This is a genomic window from Pseudoroseomonas cervicalis, from assembly GCF_030818485.1.
Taxonomy (GTDB): domain Bacteria; phylum Pseudomonadota; class Alphaproteobacteria; order Acetobacterales; family Acetobacteraceae; genus Pseudoroseomonas; species Pseudoroseomonas cervicalis_A.
Window position 1 is genome coordinate 20,788 of record NZ_JAUTAJ010000003.1, and the last position, 17,163, is coordinate 37,950.

General features: G+C 74.1%; 11 protein-coding genes. 7 read left to right on the forward strand and 4 right to left on the reverse strand.

All coding sequences use genetic code 11. From position 1 onward, the window contains the following. Positions 1 to 130 precede the first annotated feature (130 nt). The 4 genes from QE401_RS02910 to QE401_RS02925 all read left to right on the forward strand — a co-directional run bounded on the left by QE401_RS02910 (position 131) and on the right by QE401_RS02925 (position 3,969). Positions 131 to 1,414: a 3-isopropylmalate dehydratase large subunit gene (locus tag QE401_RS02910; RefSeq protein ID WP_307136767.1), complete on the forward strand. Its 1,284-nt coding sequence runs from the start codon at positions 131 to 133 to the stop codon at positions 1,412 to 1,414. Next, a complete protein-coding gene (locus tag QE401_RS02915) occupies positions 1,411 to 1,914 on the forward strand; it encodes a LeuD/DmdB family oxidoreductase small subunit (RefSeq protein WP_307136768.1) in 504 nt (167 codons plus the stop codon). The genes QE401_RS02910 and QE401_RS02915 overlap by 4 nt, the downstream gene beginning before the upstream one ends. A 65-nt stretch (positions 1,915 to 1,979) precedes the next feature. Continuing rightward, positions 1,980 to 2,867 carry an isocitrate lyase/PEP mutase family protein gene (locus QE401_RS02920; RefSeq protein WP_307136769.1) on the forward strand — a complete coding sequence of 296 codons (888 nt, stop codon included), beginning with the start codon at positions 1,980 to 1,982 and terminating at the stop codon, positions 2,865 to 2,867. Between the two features lie 70 nt (positions 2,868 to 2,937). Beyond that, complete coding sequence (locus tag QE401_RS02925; RefSeq protein ID WP_307136770.1) at positions 2,938 to 3,969, forward strand: Bug family tripartite tricarboxylate transporter substrate binding protein; 1,032 nt, start codon at positions 2,938 to 2,940, stop codon at positions 3,967 to 3,969. 46 nt (positions 3,970 to 4,015) lie between these two features. On the opposite strand, the gene QE401_RS02930 is transcribed toward QE401_RS02925, so the two are convergent. Further along, on the reverse strand, positions 4,016 to 6,040 hold the full coding sequence (locus tag QE401_RS02930) for a M3 family metallopeptidase (RefSeq protein WP_307136771.1): 2,025 nt from the start codon (positions 6,038 to 6,040) through the stop codon (positions 4,016 to 4,018). A 122-nt stretch (positions 6,041 to 6,162) separates the two neighbouring features. On the opposite strand from QE401_RS02930, the gene QE401_RS02935 reads away from it, so the two are divergent. Continuing rightward, positions 6,163 to 6,561: a response regulator gene (locus tag QE401_RS02935; protein ID WP_307136772.1), complete on the forward strand. Its 399-nt coding sequence runs from the start codon at positions 6,163 to 6,165 to the stop codon at positions 6,559 to 6,561. Continuing rightward, on the forward strand, positions 6,551 to 7,357 hold the full coding sequence (locus tag QE401_RS02940) for a PDC sensor domain-containing protein (protein ID WP_307136773.1): 807 nt from the start codon (positions 6,551 to 6,553) through the stop codon (positions 7,355 to 7,357). Before QE401_RS02935 ends, QE401_RS02940 begins: the two co-directional genes overlap by 11 nt. Before the next feature lie 177 nt (positions 7,358 to 7,534). Here the strand turns inward: QE401_RS02940 and QE401_RS02945 are convergent, their stop codons facing one another. Genes QE401_RS02945 through QE401_RS02955 form a run of 3 tightly spaced genes read right to left on the reverse strand, consistent with a single transcriptional unit; the run spans position 7,535 to position 16,226 of the window. Next, on the reverse strand, positions 7,535 to 7,906 hold the full coding sequence (locus QE401_RS02945; protein WP_307136774.1) for an Hpt domain-containing protein: 372 nt from the start codon (positions 7,904 to 7,906) through the stop codon (positions 7,535 to 7,537). Next, positions 7,906 to 8,373 (reverse strand): response regulator, encoded by a 468-nt coding sequence (locus tag QE401_RS02950; protein WP_307136775.1) that lies wholly within the window; start codon positions 8,371 to 8,373, stop codon positions 7,906 to 7,908. Before QE401_RS02950 ends, QE401_RS02945 begins: the two co-directional genes overlap by 1 nt. A gap of 29 nt (positions 8,374 to 8,402) precedes the next feature. Beyond that, positions 8,403 to 16,226 (reverse strand): hypothetical protein, encoded by a 7,824-nt coding sequence (locus tag QE401_RS02955; RefSeq protein ID WP_307136776.1) that lies wholly within the window; start codon positions 16,224 to 16,226, stop codon positions 8,403 to 8,405. A 176-nt stretch (positions 16,227 to 16,402) separates the two neighbouring features. Between QE401_RS02955 and QE401_RS02960 the strand changes: the two genes are divergently transcribed. After that, positions 16,403 to 17,143 carry a response regulator gene (locus QE401_RS02960; RefSeq protein WP_307136940.1) on the forward strand — a complete coding sequence of 247 codons (741 nt, stop codon included), beginning with the start codon at positions 16,403 to 16,405 and terminating at the stop codon, positions 17,141 to 17,143. Positions 17,144 to 17,163 lie beyond the last annotated feature (20 nt).

Sequence of the window (17,163 nt, forward strand, 5' to 3'; positions counted from 1 at the left end):
TGCTGCACATGCACAGCAGGCGGAATCGGCTTTACCCGCGGCAATTCTATGCTAGCGTTTGCGCAACACCACAAGGCCGGCGCGACCGGCCAGCAAGGGAGGGGTTCATGGCTGAGCGCCGCGCGCGGCGATGAGCGGCCGCGCCATCACGCAGAAGATCCTGGCCGCCCATGCGGTGGAGGGGGAGGCCGTGCCCGGCGCCATCCTCACCGTGCGGCCCGACATCGTGCTGCTGAACGATGTCTCCGGCCCGCTCGCCTTCGAGCAATTCGCGGCGATGGGCGCCACCCGGGTGTTCGACCCGTCGCGCATCGTGCTGGTGGCCGATCATTTCGCCCCGGCCCCCGATGTCACCGCCGCCGGCGCCATCGCCATGACGCGCGATTTCGCGCGCGAGCAGGACATCGCGCATTTCTACGAGCCCGGGCGCGGCGGCATCGAGCACACGCTGCTGGCCGAGCTGGGGCTGATCGGCCATGGTGGCATCGTCTTCGGCGCCGACAGCCACACCTGCACGGCCGGCGCCTTCAACGCGCTCGGCATCGGCTTCGGCTCCACCGACCTGGCCGGCGCGCTGGCGCTGGGGCAGCTCTGGATGCGGGTCCCCGACAGCATCCGCGTCGAGCTGACCGGCACGCCCGGCCGCTATGTCACCGGCAAGGACGTGATCCTGGAGCTGATCCGCCGCATCGGCTCGGATGGCGCCGCCGATGCCTCGCTGGAATTCGGCGGGCCCGGCCTGGCGGCGCTGTCGGTCGATGCGCGCATGGCCGTGGCCAATATGGCGGTCGAGGCCGGCGCCGATATGTGCGTCTTCGAGGGCGATGCGCGCTCGGCCGAGGACATGGCGGCGCGCGGCATGGCGCCGGTGCCGGCGGTCGCGCCGGATGCCGATGCCGTCTATCGCCAGCGCATCGCCATCGACCTCTCGGCGCTGCGGCCGATGGTGGCGCGGCCGCCCTCGCCCGCCGGCGGCGTCGCGGTGGAGGCGCTGCGCGGCCAGCGCGTCGACCAGGTCTATGTCGGCAATTGCTCCAACGGCACGCTGACCGATCTGCGCCAGGTGGCCGAGATCCTGCGCGGCCGCCAGGTGGCGCCGGGGGTGCGCATGGTGGTGGTGCCGGCGACGCAGAAGATCTGGCGCGCCGCCCTGGCCGAGGGGCTGCTGGAGACCATCGCCGCCGCGGGTGCTGCGATCTCGACCCCCACCTGCGGCGCCTGTTTCGGCGGGCATATGGGCATCCTGGCCGCCGGCGAGACGGCGATCGCCACCACCAACCGCAATTATCGCGGCCGCATGGGGCATCCGGACAGCCAGGTCTTCCTGGCCAATGCCTGGGTCGCCGCGGCCTCGGCCATCGCCGGGGAGATCTGCGCGCCCGAGGATGTGCGGGCGCCGGAGGTGGCGGCATGAGCGCAAAGCTGTCCGGCCGCGTCCACCGCCTGGGCGACGAGGTGAACACCGATGTCATCCTGCCCGGCCGCTACCTGGCGCTGCGCAAGCCGGAGGAGCTGGGCAAGCACTGCCTGGAGGGGCTCGACCCCGGCTTCGCCGCCCGCATCCGCCCCGGCGACATCCTGGCGGTGGGGCGGAATTTCGGCTGCGGCTCCTCGCGCGAGCATGCGGTGATCGCGCTGAAGGCGGCCGGTGTCGGCGCCATCGTCGCGGTCAGCGCGGCGCGCATCTTCTTCCGCAACGCGGTCAATCTCGGCCTGCCGGTGCTGCTCTGCGCCGAGGCCGCGGCGGCGCTGCGCGAGGGGGAGGCGGCGTCCATCGACCTCGACGCGCTGGCGGTCACGCAGGGCGGGCAGTCCTGGCAGGCGGCGCCGCTCGGGGCCGAGGTGCGCGCCATCCTGGCCGCCGGCGGGCTGGTGCCGCGCGTGCGCCAGGCCCTGGCCGACGCCGCCGCCTAGACCCACTCCCCTTCTGGTCACCCAGCGTCCCACCTCCCCACGTTCCGAACCCAACGGGAAGAAAAATGGCAGACAAGCGTTTGAAGGCCGCGCTGGCGGCGAAGCAGTTCGTCGTCGCGCCGGGCATCCACGACATGATCTCTGCCCGCATCGCCGACCGCATGGGGTTCCAGGCGCTCTACGCCACGGGCTATGGCACGGTGGCCTCGCATCTCGGCGTGCCGGATGCCGGCATCGCGACCTATAGCGACATGGTCTCGCGCATGGGGCGCTTCGCGCGCATGTCGAGCACGCCGGTGATCGCCGATGCCGACACCGGCTATGGCGGGCTGCTCAATGTCCGCCACACGGTGATGGGCTATGAGGAGGCCGGCATCACCGCGATCCAGCTCGAGGACCAGGAAGTGCCGAAGAAATGCGGCCACACCCCGGGCCGCCGCGTCATCCCGGCCGAGGAGATGGCGCTGAAGATCGAGGTCGCGGTGGAGGCGCGCAAGAGCGAGGATTTCCTGATCATCGCCCGCACCGATGCGCGCACCGGCCTCGGCCTGGAGGAGGCGATCCGCCGCGGCAAGCTGTACCGCCGCGCCGGCGCCGACATCGTCTTCATCGAGAGCCCGGAGACCGAGGACGAGATGAAGCGCATCGGCCAGGAGATCGACGCGCCGCTGCTGGCCAACAATGTCGATGGCGGCGGCCGCACGCCGATCCTCTCCGCCGAGACGCTGGCTGCCATCGGCTATGACATCGCCATCTATCCGGCGCTGGGTTTCCTCACCGTGGCGGCGGCGCTGGAGCGCTCCTACGCGCATCTGCGCGAGCATGGCGTGACGCATGGGCTGGGCGCGGAGGTCATCTACGATTTCGCGCGCATGAACGAGCTGATGGGCTTCCCGGAGGTGTGGGAGTTCGACCGCCGCTGGGCCCGGCCGGAGACGCGCGCCGCCGAATGAGCCGCCGGCGCGGCCGGTGGCAGGGCGCCGGCCGCGCCTCGCCTGCCCCTGATCGAGCGAGGAACGTCCAATGACAACAACAAAGAACCTGAATCCGCCGCTTCCCGGCCGCCGCGGCCTGCTTGGCGCCGCGGCGGGGCTGGCGCTGGCGCCGCTGCTGGGCGGGCTGTCGCGCCCGGCGCTGGGCAACAGCGCCGCCGCCGCCTGGCCGGACCGGCCGGTGCGCATGGTGGTGCCCTTCGGCGCCGGCGGCGCGGTGGACACGCTGGCGCGCAGCTTCGGCGCGCGCTTTCCCGAATTCGCCAATGGCCAGCCGCTGGTGATCGAGAACCGCTCCGGCGCCGGCGGCATGGTGGCGGGCGCCTATGTCACCGGCCAGCCGGCCGATGGCTACACGCTGATGATGGCCGATATCGGCGCCAACGCCATCGGCAGGCTGCTGAACCGCCAGCTCAGCTACGACCCGATGACCGGCTTCACCCCGATCATGCATGGCGCCAATCTGCACGCGGCGCTGGTGGCCAATCCGCAGGTGCCGCAGAAGACCGTCTCCGAGTTGATCGAGGCGGCGCGCGCCAGGCCGGACAGCCTGGTCTATGCCTCGGCCGGGGTCGGCAATGGCAGCCATCTGTTCATGGCGCTGCTGGAGCGGCAGGCGAAGATCAGCATGGTGCACATCCCCTATCGCAGCGGCTCGGAAACCGCGCTGGCGGTGATGCGCAACGAGACGCAGTTCTGCTTCCCGACGCTCTCCTCCGTGCTCGGCATGGTGCGCGGCGGGCAGCTGCGCGTCATCGCCATGGGCGGCGGACCCTGCCCGCAGGCACCCGAGGCGCCGCTGCTGCGCGACACCATCCCCGGCTTCGACGTCGCCATCTGGTACGGCGTCGCCGCGCCGCCGGGCATGAACCCGGCCCTGGCCGACCGCATCAACGAGGTGTTCAACCGCATCGCCGCCCTGCCCGAGGTGCGCCGCACGGTGGAGGAGAACCAGGCGGGCAATGTGGTCGCGGGTCCGCGCCAGCAATTCGCCGATTTCCTGAAGCGCGAGCATGATCGCTGGGCGCCGGTGATCCAGGAAGGCGGCATCCGCGTCGAGTGACGCCGGGCCGGCCGCCGCCCGCTGGCCGGGCGGCGGCCCTGGCTCCTCAGGCGGCGAGCCCCCGCCCGCGCAGCAGCGCGGCGCTGGAGGGCGGGCGGCCGCGGAAGGCGATGTAGAGCGCCATCGGGTCCTGGCTGTCGCCGGCGGAGAGCAGCGTCTTCAGCCGCGCCGCGACCGCGGGGTCGAAGGGATCGCCGGCCTCCTCGAAGGCCTCGAAGCCGTCGGCGTCCAGCACCTCGGACCAGAGGTAGGAATAGTAGCCGGCGGCATAGCCCTCGCCGGCGAAGAGATGCTGGAAATGCGCCGGGCGGTGCCGCAGCCCGATCTCCGGCGGCATGCCGATCTCCGCCAAGAAGCCCTGTTCGAAGGCCTCGATGTCGAGGTTGGCCGGGTCCGGATGGCGGTGCAGCGCCAGGTCAATCAGCGCCGAGGCGACATATTCCACCGTGGCGAAGCCCTGGTTGAACAGCTCCGATTCCTTCAGCCGCGCGATCATCGCCTCCGGCATCGGGGTGCCATCCTGGTGGTGCAGCGCGTAGCGGCGCAGCATCTCCGGCAGGCCGATCCAGTGCTCATAGATCTGCGAGGGCAGCTCGACGAAATCACGCCGCACCGCGGTGCCGGATTGCGCCGGGTAGCGCACCCGGCTGAGCAGCCCGTGCAGCGCATGGCCGAATTCATGGAACAGCGTCGTGGCATCGTCATGGCTGAGCAGGGCCGGCTCGGCGCGGGCGAAATTGTTGTTGTTGACGACGATGGCCGAGACCGGCGTGTCCATCGCCTCCTGCTCGCGATAGCTGCTCATCCACGCGCCGGAGCGCTTGTCCGGCCGCGCGAAGGGATCGGCCAGGAACAGGCCGACATGGCCCTGCTCATCCTGCACCTCATGGATGACGACATCCGGATGGTAGGTGGGCAGGTCCGGCCGCGGCACGAAGCGCAGCCCGAACAGGCGGGAGGCGGTGTCGAAGGCCGCCTGCTGCATCCGTTCCAGCGGCAGGTAGGGCTTCAGCGCCGCCTCGCTCAGCGCGTAATCCTCCTGCCGCACCCGCTCGGCATAATAGTGCCAGTCGGAGGCTTCCAGCGGCCCCTCGAAACCGTCGCGCCGGGCGCGGGCCAGCAGCCGGTCGCGCTCCTCCGCCGCGCGCGCCAGCGCCGGCTGCCATACCTCCTGCAGCAGGGCCTCGGCCGCGGCGACGCTGCCGGCCATGCTGTCGGCCAGGCGGAACGCGGCGAAATCGCTGTAGCCCAGAAGCTTCGCCCGCTCCGCCCGCAGCGCCAGGATCTCCGGCACCAGAATGCGATTGTCCTGCGCGCCATCATGATAGCCACGCGAGATCCAGGCCTGGTGCGCCTGGCGGCGCAGCGCGCGGTCGGGGCAGAGCGCGAGGAAGGGCTCGATCAGCGAGCGCGACAGGGTCAGCGCATGGCCCGGCAGGCCGCGCGCGGCGGCGGCCTGGGCCAGCCCCTCGCGCAGGAAATCCGGCAGCGCGGCCACGGCCGCCTCGGGCAGGGGCAGGGACCAGCTGCGCTCATCCTGCAGCACATTCTGGCCGAAGCTGGTGTAGAGCCCGGCCAGGCGTTCGGTGATGGCGGCCATGCGGGCGCGGCCGGCCTCGGGCAGGCCAGCGCCGCTGCGCAGCCGGGTCAGGTGCAGCCGCTCCAGCAGGCGGAGCTGGTCGGGGTCGAGGCCGAGGCTGTCGCGCTGCCGGTGCAGCGCGTCGATGCGCGCGAAGAGCGCGGGGTCGAGGGCCACTGCCATGCGGTGCTGCGCCAGGCGCGGCGCCCAGTCGCGGTCCAGCGCCTCCAGCGCCGCGCCGCCCAGGCTGACCACCAGATTGCCGAACACGTCGCCGACCCGGCGCAGGGCGCGGCCGCTGCGCTGCAGCGCCTCCACCGTGTTGGCGAAGCTGGGCGGGGCGGGGTCGTGGGCGATCGCGGCGATCTCGGCGCGATGCTCCTCGATCGCCGCGGCGAAGGCGGGCGGGACATGCTCGGGGCGGATGCGGTCGAAGGGGGGCAGGCCGAAGGCGCTGTCCCAGGGGGCGAGCAGGGGGTTTTCGGGCTCCATGGGCGGATCGGCGCAGATCGCGCCCGGGCGGTCAAGGGTGCGCGGGGCGGCGCGGCACCCTCGCCTAGGGCTTTGTTAAGCCGCCCCGCCTAGCAAGGTGGACCACCCCGCCGGAGCCCCCAATGTCGGCCGATCTGCTGCATGTCGCCTATGTCGAGGATGATGCCGATATCCGCGAGGTCGCGCGCATCGCGCTGGAGACGGTGGGCGGGCTGGAGGTGGCGCTGTTCGAGGATGGGCCGAGCTTCCTGCGCGACGCCGCCACGCTGGCGCCGCAGCTGATCCTGCTCGACGTCATGCTGCCCAGCATGACCGGGCCGGAGATCCTGGCCGCGCTGCGCGCCGAGCCGGCGACCCGGGCCATTCCGGTGATCTTCATGACCGCCAAGGTGCAGGGGCCGGAGCGGCAGAATTACCTCGATCTCGGCGCGCTGGCGGTGATCGCCAAGCCCTTCGACCCGCTGGAGCTGGCGACGCAGCTGCGCGACCATTTCGCCGAGCACGCCGCGCATGGCGGCTGAGCCGGCTACCGCCCTGCCGGCGGACGCCTCCCCCGCCCCGGCGCGACCCGCCAGGGCGCGCCGCCTGCTGGCGGTGCTGGCCGCCGCGGTGCTGCTGCTCGGCGCCGGCGCCCTGGCGCTGCGCGAGCTGCGGGAGGCCGTGGCGCTGCGCGAGGCCGGCCAGCTGGCCGGCCGCTACACCGCCGCCCTCTCCGGCGAGCTGGAAACGATGATGCAGCGCATGCAGGCGCTGGCCGCCGGGCTGGACCTGCAAGCCCAGGATGCGCCGGCGCTGCAGGCGCGGCTGGAGGGGCTGCAGCGGGCCGAGCCGCTCTTCGCCTGGATCGGCGTGACCGACCGGCAGGGCCGCGCCCTGGCCGCCACGGGCGGGCTGCTGGTGGGGGCGGATCTCTCCGCCCGGCCCTGGTTCCGCGGCGGGCTGAAGGGCCGCTATTTCGGCGATGTGCATGACGTGCTGCTGCTGGCGCAGATGCTGCCCTATCGCGGCGAGGGGGTGCTGCGCTTCCTTGACATCGCCCTGCCGCTGCACGGGCCGGATGGGGTGCTGCTGGGCGTGCTGGCCGGGCATGTCGACTGGCGCTGGGCGGCGCAGGTGGCCGCGCGGCTGCAGCCGGAATCGGAGGCCACCCAGCTGCTGGTGATCGACGAGGCCGGGGGTGCCGCTGCTCGGCCCGCCGGAGCTGGTGGGGGCGGTGCTGCCCATGGCGCTGCGCCGCGCGCTGCAGCCCGGCGCCGCCGCCATCCTGCCCTGGCCGCCCGCCCGCTACGCGCTGGCCGCCCAGCCGCTGGCCAATGAGGAGGCGCGGCGCATGCTGGGCTGGAGCGTCGCGGCCCGGCGCCGCCTGCCGCCCGGCGGGCTGCAGGGCCTGCTCTGCCCCTGGTGCAACTGAGCGCGCCGTCCGGCGGCCGCGCCCGGCGGGGCTGAACCCCCGGGCCTGCCCAGGCCCTCAGGCGCTGCCTCTCAGGCCTTGCTTCAGGACGGTGCCTCGCCCGTGGCCAGCAGCGCCGCCTCCGCCACCCGGCACAGCATGGCCAGCTGCTGGTTAACCTGGCACTCCACCGCCGGCCGCGCCGGCGGGGTGGCGCGCATCGTGTGGTCCAGCAGCAATTCCAGCGCCATGGCGTGCTGGCCCAGCTCCCGCAGCCCGAACAGCCCGGCCGTGCCGGCCAGCTTGTGCACCAGGCGGCGCATGGCCAGCAGCCCTTCGGGGGAGGGGGCGCCATCATAGTGGCGCCAGGCCGCCAGGATCTCCTCCAGGCGCTGCGGCAGCTCCTCCCGGTAGCTTTCGCGCAGGGCCGCCAGCTTGGCGGCGGCGATGGCGGCGCGGGCGCTGATATCCGGCATCAGCCCGGCCCCGCCAGCCCGGCCGCCAGCGGCGGCGGCGCCGGCTGCGCCGCCCAGTGCAGGATGCGCTCCACCATGCGCTGGGCGACGGTGCCGAGATCGACATCCAGCGCCGAATCCGATTTGCACAGGCATTCCACCGCCCCGGCCTCCAGCGCGCGGCGGCTGAGCTCGCCGCCATGCTCGCTCAGGCTGCTCAGCACGATGATGCGGGTCGCGGCATCGCTGCGGATGCGGGCCGTGGCGGTCAGCCCGTCCATCTCCGGCATGTCGAGATCCATGGTGATGATGTCGGGCTGCAGCGCCTGGGCCAGCTCCACCGCCTCGGCGCCGTTCTCGGCCTCGCCGACGATCTCGATCTCCTCATGCATCTCGCAGATGGCGCCGATGGCCATGCGCATGAACATGGAATCATCGGCGATCAGCAGGCGGATGCGCGCAGGCGATGGGTCCGTACTACTACTCATTCCTGCGCGCTCCGCGGGGCTGGGCTGCCTCAGGGCAGCAGCCCCGTATAGGCATTGATGAACAGGCTGGTATCCGTGACGGCGCTGGTGTGCGTGACGCTGTCGGTCACCGTGGCGGTGATGGACAGCGTCATGTCCGTGCCGTTGGACGGCGTGATCTTGAGACCCGAAAGTTGAGATTGCGTCAGCAGGTAGCTGCCATCGGCCTGTTTCGTGCCGCTGCTGAGCGTGGCCCCCGTCGCCAGCCCGCTGATCCGCAGCGAGGCGCTTTCGGTCGCCTCCATCGTGCCCAGCGAGATGCCGAGCGAGGTGGCGAGCCCCGCCTTGGCGTTCACCGTCGCCAGCAGCGGCAGGTTGATGCCGACCGGATCGGCGGTGTTCTGCACCTTGACGGCGAAGCTGCCGCTGCTGCTGGCATGGGTGTTGGATTCCACATCGGTGACATTGACGGTGATGCCGAGGGTGGTGGTGCCCGGCTTGGTCCCCAGCAGCTTCACCTGGGCGAGGTCGCTGGCGCTCAGCGTCCAGTCATTGGTCAGCAGATCCTTGGTGCCAAGCGTCAGCGAGGCGCCGCTGGGCAGCCCGGTCAGCCGCACCGAGCTGATCTTCTCGGTGGAGGCGTGCAGCCCGGCCGAGATCGGCAGGCTGAAGGCCTGGTCCTCATTGCCGATGGTGGCGAGCCCGGGCAGGTTCAGGGTCGGCGCCTCGGCGCGGTGCAGCACCTTCAGCGTCACATCGCCCTCGGAGGAGGCGCTGAAGCCCAGCGCCTGGCCCAGCGCGCCGGCCAGCAGCGGGTCATAGGTGCTGGCGGTGATGTGCAGCGTGCTGGTCCCGGGCGTCGGCGCGATGATCGCCAGCGCGCCGAGCCCGGCCAGGTTCAGGCCGGAGATGCTCCAGCTGCCATCGGCATTGTGCGTGCCGCCGACCAGCGTCGCATCCGCTGCCAGCCCCTGCACGGTCAGGCTGGCCGTCTGCAGCAGATTGCTGAAGCCGACCGAGACCGGGAAGGCGATCAGCCCATCCTCGACACCGACGATCTGCGCCGCCGGCAGGCCCAGGCTGGGTGCCCCGGCGCGCGTCGCCACATCGAGGCTGGCGCTGGTGGTGGCGCTGGTCCCGGAGACGCTGTCGGTGACGGTGATGCCGATCTGCAGATGCTGGCTGCCCGGATTGGCGCTGGTCAGCGTCAGGCCCGCCAGCTGATTGGCGGTGAGCGTCCAGCTGCCATCGGCATTCTGAGTGCCGGCGGAGAGGCTGGCACCGGCGCCAAGGCCGGAGATGGTGATGCTGGCGCTCTCGCTGGCGGCGAGCGGGCCGAGCGCGATGGGCAGGGCCAGCGCCACATCCTCGAGCGCGGTGAGCGCCACGCCCGGCAGGGTGAGGGCCGGGATCTCGGCACGGTTCAGCACCTGCACATCGAGGCTGGCGCTGGTGGTGGCGCTGGTCCCCGAGACACTGTCGGTGACGGTGATGCCGATCTGCAGATGCTGGCTGCCCGGATCGGGGCTGGTCAGCGTCAGCCCGGCGAGCTGCTGCGCGGTCAGCGTCCAGCTGCCATCGGCATTGTGGGTGCCGGCGGAGAGGCTGGCACCGGCGCCGAGGCCGGAGATGGTGATGCTGGCGCTCTCGCTGGCGGCCAGCGGGCCGAGCGCGATGGGCAGGGCCAGCGCCACATCCTCGAGCGCGGTGAGCGCCACGCCCGGCAGGGTGAGGGCCGGGATCTCGGCACGGTTCAGCACCTGCACATCGAGGCTGGCGCTGGTGGTGGCGCTGGTCCCCGAGACACTGTCGGTGACGGTGATGCCGATCTGCAGATGCTGGCTGCCCGGATCGGGGCTGGTCAGCGTCAGCCCGGCGAGCTGCTGCGCGGTCAGCGTCCAGCTGCCATCGGCATTCTGGGTGCCGGCGGAGAGGCTGGCGCCGGCACCGAGGCCGGAGATGGTGATGCTGGCGCTCTCGCTGGCGGCCAGCGGGCCGAGCGCGATGGGCAGGGCCAGCGCCACATCCTCGAGCGCGGTCAGCGCCACGCCCGGCAGGGTGAGGGCCGGGATCTCGGCGCGGTTCAGCACCTGCACATCGAGGCTGGCGCTGGTGGTGGCGCTGGTCCCGGAGACGCTGTCGGTGACGGTGATGCCGATCTGCAGATGCTGGCTGCCCGGATTGGCGCTGGTCAGCGTCAGCCCGGCCAGCTGATTGGCGGTCAGCGTCCAGCTGCCATCGGCATTCTGAGTGCCGGCGGAGAGGCTGGCACCGGTGCCAAGGCCGGAGATGGTGATGCTGGCGCTCTCGCTGGCGGCGAGCGGGCCGAGCGCGATGGGCAGGGCCAGCGCCACATCCTCGAGCGCGGTCAGCGCCACGCCCGGCAAAGTGAGGGCCGGGATCTCGGCGCGGTTCAGCACCTGCACATCGAGGCTGGCGCTGGTGGTGGCGCTGGTCCCGGAGACGCTGTCGGTGACGGTGATGCCGATCTGCAGATGCTGGCTGCCCGGATTGGCGCTGGTCAGCGTCAGCCCGGCCAGCTGATTGGCGGTCAGCGTCCAGCTGCCATCGGCATTCTGAGTGCCGGCGGAGAGGCTGGCACCGGCGCCAAGGCCGGAGATGGTGATGCTGGCGCTCTCGCTGGCGGCGAGCGGGCCGAGCGCGATGGGCAGGGCCAGCGCCACATCCTCGAGCGCGGTCAGCGCCACGCCCGGCAAAGTGAGGGCCGGGATCTCGGCGCGGTTCAGCACCTGCACATTGAGGCTGGCGCTGGTGGTGGCGCTGGTCCCGGAGACGCTGTCGGTGACGGTGATGCCGATCTGCAGCTGCTGGCTGCCCGGATTGGCGCTGGTGAGCGTCAGGCCCGCCAGCTGATTGGCGGTGAGCGTCCAGCTGCCATCGGCATTCTGAGTGCCGGCGGAGAGGCTGGCGCCGGCACCGAGGCCGGAGATGGTGATGCTGGCGCTCTCGCTGGCGGCCAGCGGGCCGAGCGCGATGGGCAGGGCCAGCGCCACATCCTCGAGCGCGGTCAGCGCCACGCCCGGCAAAGTGAGGGCCGGGATCTCGGCGCGGTTCAGCACCTGCACATCGAGGCTGGCGCTGGTGGTGGCGCTGGTCCCGGAGACGCTGTCGGTGACGGTGATGCCGATCTGCAGATGCTGGCTGCCCGGATTGGCGCTGGTCAGCGTCAGGCCCGCCAGCTGATTGGCGGTGAGCGTCCAGCTGCCATCGGCATTCTGAGTGCCGGCGGAGAGGCTGGCACCGGCGCCAAGGCCGGAGATGGTGATGCTGGCGCTCTCGCTGGCGGCGAGCGGGCCGAGCGCGATGGGCAGGGCCAGCGCGACATCCTCGAGCGCGGTCAGCGCCACGCCCGGCAGGGTGAGCGCCGGGATTTCGGCGCGGTTCAGCACCTGCACATCGAGGCTGGCGCTGGTGGTGGCGCTGGTCCCGGAGACGCTGTCGGTGACGGTGACGCCGATCTGCAGATGCTGGCTGCCCGGATTGGCGCTGGTGAGCGTTAGCCCGGCCAGCTGATTGGCGGTCAGCGTCCAGCTGCCATCGGCATTGTGGGTGCCGGCGGAGAGGCTGGCACCGGCGCCGAGGCCGGAGATGGTGATGCTGGCGCTCTCGCTGGCGGCCAGCGGGCCGAGCGCGATGGGCAGGGCCAGCGCCACATCCTCGAGCGCGGTGAGCGCCACGCCCGGCAAAGTGAGGGCCGGGATCTCGGCGCGGTTCAGCACCTGCACATTGAGGCTGGCGCTGGTGGTGGCGCTGGTCCCGGAGACGCTGTCGGTGACGGTGATGCCGATCTGCAGCTGCTGGCTGCCCGGATTGGCGCTGGTGAGCGTCAGGCCCGCCAGCTGATTGGCGGTCAGCGTCCAGCTGCCATCGGCATTCTGAGTGCCGGCGGAGAGGCTGGCGCCGGCACCGAGGCCGGAGATGGTGATGCTGGCGCTCTCGCTGACGGCCAGCGGGCCGAGGGCGATGGGCAGGGCGATGGCCGCATCTTCCAGCGCGGTGACTGCCCCGCCAGGGAGAGTCAGCGCCGGCACAGTCGGGCTGGCAGGGTTCACAGGGTCGATGGCCGGCAGGGCAGGCAGGCCGGCGCTCGGCTCGGGCGTCGCTGGCGGGTCGGCGGGCGGCGTGGCTGTGCCGCCGGCCTCGACCGGCACCGGGGCCGGTGCCGGATCGGCGGGCGGCGTGGCCGGGACAGGCGGCTCCGCCGTGCCGGAGGGGGGCGAGGAGCCGATGCCGCTGTCCACCGGTGGGGTGGCGGGTGGCGGATCGGCGGCGCCGGGGCCGGAGGCCACGGCCGGGGCCGGGTCGGCCGCGGGCGGGGTGGCGGGCGCTGGGTCGGCCGGCGCCGTGGCGGCGGGCGCGGGCGCTTCTGGATCGGCGACGGGCGTCACCGCGGGCTGGCCGCCGCTGGCACCCGGGTCGGGTGCGGCCAGGACAGGGTCGGGCTGCGCCGGGCTGGGCGGCGACGCACCGCCTGGCGCGGCCGGCGCGTCAGGGCCTGCGCCGCCATTGGCCGGCAGCGGCGCCGGATCGGCGGGCGATGTCGGGGCGGCGCCCTCGGTGGCCACCGGCGTGGAAGGCGCTGCCTCAACGGGGGGCGTGGCTGGCGCCGCCGCCCCACCGGGCGTGGTGCTCGCCGGAGCGGAGGCAGCCGAACCGCCATCGGCCGGCATGGCCGCCTCGACGGGCGGGGTCGACGGCGCGGCCCCGGGGGGCGCCGGGTCCGGCTGGGCCGGGCTCGGCGTTCCGTTGGCGGCCGGTATCGCCGGATCGGCAGCGGCCGGCGGAGCGGCCGCCTGTGGAGGCTGGGCCGCGCCGCCATTCGATGGCAGCCCATCGGCCGGCAGCGTGGGCGTGCCGGCGGAAACGGGCTCCGCAGGCGGCACCGGCGCGTCCGGGGCCGGGGTGCCGCCGCTCACCGGCGCGGCGGGGCCGGGATCCTGACCGATGGGATCGGCGGCCTGGGCCGGCACCGTGGCAGGAGCGCCGTCAGCCGGTGTGCCGGCCTCCGGCTGCGCCGGGGTGGCGCCGAGGGGCGCGTCCGGCGTCGTCGGGGACGGATCCGCGGCGACCGGCGGGGTGGCCGGCGCCGGGGGCGCTGCCGCCTCGGCCGGCGTGGGGGTCGGGTCCGGCACCGCACCATCGCCGGCGACGGGCTGGGCCGGGGCCGCAGCCTGGCCCCCGGCCGCTGCGCCGTCTCCGAGCGGAGGCAGAGGATCGCCGCCCGTCATGCCGCCCGGCACCGGGTCGGCCGAAACAGGGCTGTCGCCGGACGCGCCGCCCGCCACGGGCGGGGCGGGATCCGGGCTGGTGGGGGCGCCCCCATCCCCGGCGACCGGCGCCGGATCGGGGGCCGCCATCACCGGGGGAGAAGCCGTGCCATCGCCGATGGCAGGTGCCGGGCCCGATGCATCCGCCGGCGCGGCGATCGGCGCGCTGGCTATGGGCGCGGTCTCGAGCGGGGCGGTGGAGGCCTCGCCCGAACTCACCGGCGCCGGGCTCGGGCCGTCGCTGCCGCCGGGCGCGACAGGGGACCCGCTTTCGGTCGGTGGGATCGGAGTCGGCGCCGCCGCAACCGGCGCGCTGCCATCCCCCGCTCCGCCGTCCACAATGGGCGAAGCCACGTCGCCCGGCACGCCCGGCGCTGCGGCGGGCCCGCCGCTGCCATCGGGCGCGGCGGCGCCGGGATCGGGCTGGGCGGCAAGGGGCGCATCGTCGCCGCCAGCAATGCCGCCCGAATTTGGCGTTGCTGCGGTGTCAGCGGGCGTCATCGGCGCCGTGGCGGACCCACCGCCGCTGACCGGGACGGAGGCGCCGGTGTCGGCGGGCGCGGCAGCGTTGCTGCCGGGCTGCGCGGCGGCCGGCGTGTCGCCGCCCAAGCCCGGCGCGGTCGTGCCGTCGCCCGGCAGCACGGGCGCCGTGGCGGACCCACCGCCGCTGGCCGGGATGGAGGCGCCGGTGTCTCCGGGCGCGGCGGTGCCGGCGTCCGGCTGCGCGGCGACCGGCGTGCCGGCATCGCCGGCGCCACCCCCGGCAGCGGGCGAGGTCGCAGACGAGTCCGGTGTCGCTGGTGCCGTGCTGGAGCCAGCGCCCACCGCGGGCGCCGCGGCGGATCCGTCTCCGGCCGGCGGGGTGGCGACGGGATCGGGCTGGGAGGCGACTGGCGGCGTGTGGTCAGGGGAACCGTCGCCCGAAACGGGCGGCGTCGTGTTCTCCACCGGCGTCACCGGCCCCGAGCCGGAATTGCCGCCGCCGCTCGGCGCGGTGGAGGAGCCGCCTTCGCCGGGCGTGGTGCCCGCGGGGTCGGGCTGCGCGGCCACCGGCGGGTCACCACCGGCGGAGTCGTCGCCCGACACGGGCGGAATGGCGCTGTCCCCCGGCGTCGTCGGCCCCGAGCCGGAATTGCCGCCGCCGCCGGGCGCGGTGGAGGAACCGCCCCCGCCGGGCGTGGTGCCCGCGGGGTCGGGCTGCGCGGCCACCGGCGGGTCACCACCGGCGGAGTCGTCGCCCGACACGGGCGGAATGGCGCTGTCCCCCGGCGTCGTTGGCCCCGAGCCGGAATTGCCGCCGCCGCCGGGCGCGGTGGAGGAACCGCCCCCGCCGGGCGTGGTGCCCGTCGGGTCGGGCTGCGCGGCCACCGGCGGGTCACCACCGGCGGAGTCGTCGCCCGAGGCGGGGGGGATGGTGCTGTTCCCCGGCGTCGTTGGCCCCGAGCCGGAATTGCTGCCGCCGGGCGCGGTGGAGGAACCGCCCCCGCCCGGCGTGGTGCCCGTCGGGTCGGGCTGCGCGGCCACCGGCGGGTCACCACCGGCGGAGTCGTCGCCCGAGGCGGGGGGGATGGTGCTGTTCCCCGGCGTCGTTGGCGCCGAGCCGGAATTACCGCCGCCGGGCGCGGTGGAGGAACCGCCCTCGCCGGGCGTGGTGCCGGTCGGGTCGGGCTGCGTGGCCACCGGCGGATCGCCGCCAGCGGAACCGCCGCCCGAGGCGGGCGGGATGGTGCTGTTCCCCGGCGTCGTCGGCCCCGAGCCGGAATTGCCGCCGCCGGGCGCGGTGGAGGGACCACCCTCGTTTGGTGTGGTGCCGGTCGGATCGGGCTGCGCGGCAGCCGGCGGGTCACCGCCGGTGGAGCCGCCGCCCGACACGGGCGAGTTCGTGCCGCTCCCCGGCGTCGTCGGCGCCGCGCCGGAACCGCTGCCGCCCGGCGTGGTCAAGGGCGCGCCCGCCTCCGGCAGGGAGGTCGCCGGCTCGGCCTGGGTCGCGGCCGGTGCGTCGCGGCCGGCACCAGTGCCGCCGGACACCGGCGCGGAACCCGCCGCGGCCGGGCTGGCGACGCCCGTGTTACCGGTCTCGGCGCCCGCCGAACGGCTCTCGGCCGCCGCCCCGCCGCCGGCCGCCGGCACCGCAGGAATCGCCAGGCCGGGTGCCGCCGCCTCGGCCCGCGCCGCGCCGGCCGGCTGGGTCTCCGCCGGCGGCGCCGCCGGGACGGTGCGGGGCGCGGCCTCGGCGGGGGCCGCGCCGGCCGGCAGCGGCTCGGCCGGGCGGGAAGTGGCGGCGGTGTTCGGCAGATCCGGGGCGATCGGGGCGGCGGCAGCCGTCTGTGGCGTGGCAGCCGGCAGCGGCGCCGGCGCTTGGGCGGGCTCGGGCGCCGCCATGGCGGGCAGTTCCGGCCCGCGTCCGGCGCGGCCGGTGCGTCCCTCCTCGGTGATGCCGAGATAGCTGTCGCGGCTGCCGGTGTGCAGGCTGGTCATGTCGTCGGTGCGCAGGCGGCGCGGCGCCCCCTCCTCGGCGAGCGGCAGGGCGGCATCCTGCTCCTGCGGGGCGTCGGGGGCGGGGGCGGAGGGGGGCCGGTCGCTCATGCTCGTCCTCGTCGATCGCAAATGGCGCAGGCGGCGCGGGAAGGCGCCGCGGGGGTCGGTTGGGGCATCGCGCGCAGTCGTGACACCTGGGCGAAAAATGACAGACACCGGCATTCACCCCTAGGCATGAATTGTTGCGAAAATGTACGCCGAACCGTGGGAGACGAGGCGTGCTCATGCCGCCGCAGACGCGCATCCTGGTGGTCGATGACGACCCCGACATCACCGCCCTGCTGGAGGCCTATCTGACCGCCGAGGGCTTCGAGGTGGCGATCGCCGCCGCCGGGGCGGAGGCGCTGGCCCGCATGCGCGAGGCGCCGGCGGCGCTGGTGCTGCTCGACCTGATGCTGCCCGGGGAGGATGGCTTCGCCGTGCTGCGCGCGCTGCGCGGCTTCTCCGGCGTGGGCCTGATCATGATCACCGCCCGGCGCAGCGAGGTCGACCGCGTGGTGGGGCTCGAGCTTGGCGCCGATGATTATGTGCTGAAGCCCTTCGACCCGCGCGAATTGCTGGCGCGGATCCGCTCCGTGCTGCGCCGCTGCGCCGCCCAGGCCGCCCCGGCGGGGGCGCCGCCGCCGGCCGCGCCGGCCGCCGCCTGGCCGCGGCTCGACCGCGCCCGGCGCCAGCTGCAGCCGCCGCATGGCGGCGCCGGCATCGGCCTGACCCAGGCGGAATGCAGCCTGCTGGAGCAGCTTCTGGCGCATCCCGGGGAGGTGCTGGACCGCGACCGGCTGATGCGGGCCGTCACCGGCCGCGGCTGGGAGTATTTCGACCGCAGCATCGACATCCTGGTGGTGCGGCTGCGCCGCAAGCTGGCGCAGCTGCCGGGCCAGCCGGTGCGCATCCGCACCATCCGCGGCAGCGGCTACCTGCTCTGCGGCGAGACCGGGCGGGCGGCGCCGAAACCACAACATTGAGGCTCCGCGGATACCAAACG

Excerpts from the sequence above, each read along its gene's own strand:
- QE401_RS02925 (WP_307136770.1), top strand. The coding sequence starts at position 2,938 with ATGACAACAACAAAGAACCTGAATCCGCCGCTTCCCGGCCGCCGCGGC.
- QE401_RS02920 (WP_307136769.1), top strand. The coding sequence starts at position 1,980 with ATGGCAGACAAGCGTTTGAAGGCCGCGCTGGCGGCGAAGCAGTTCGTC.
- QE401_RS02950 (WP_307136775.1), bottom strand. The coding sequence starts at position 8,373 with ATGAGTAGTAGTACGGACCCATCGCCTGCGCGCATCCGCCTGCTGATC.
- QE401_RS02935 (WP_307136772.1), top strand. The coding sequence starts at position 6,163 with ATGTCGGCCGATCTGCTGCATGTCGCCTATGTCGAGGATGATGCCGAT.
- QE401_RS02910 (WP_307136767.1), top strand. The coding sequence starts at position 131 with ATGAGCGGCCGCGCCATCACGCAGAAGATCCTGGCCGCCCATGCGGTG.
- QE401_RS02955 (WP_307136776.1), bottom strand. The coding sequence starts at position 16,226 with ATGAGCGACCGGCCCCCCTCCGCCCCCGCCCCCGACGCCCCGCAGGAG.
- QE401_RS02945 (WP_307136774.1), bottom strand. The coding sequence starts at position 7,906 with ATGCCGGATATCAGCGCCCGCGCCGCCATCGCCGCCGCCAAGCTGGCG.
- QE401_RS02930 (WP_307136771.1), bottom strand. The coding sequence starts at position 6,040 with ATGGAGCCCGAAAACCCCCTGCTCGCCCCCTGGGACAGCGCCTTCGGC.
- QE401_RS02960 (WP_307136940.1), top strand. The coding sequence starts at position 16,403 with ATGCCGCCGCAGACGCGCATCCTGGTGGTCGATGACGACCCCGACATC.
- QE401_RS02915 (WP_307136768.1), top strand. The coding sequence starts at position 1,411 with ATGAGCGCAAAGCTGTCCGGCCGCGTCCACCGCCTGGGCGACGAGGTG.
- QE401_RS02940 (WP_307136773.1), top strand. The coding sequence starts at position 6,551 with ATGGCGGCTGAGCCGGCTACCGCCCTGCCGGCGGACGCCTCCCCCGCC.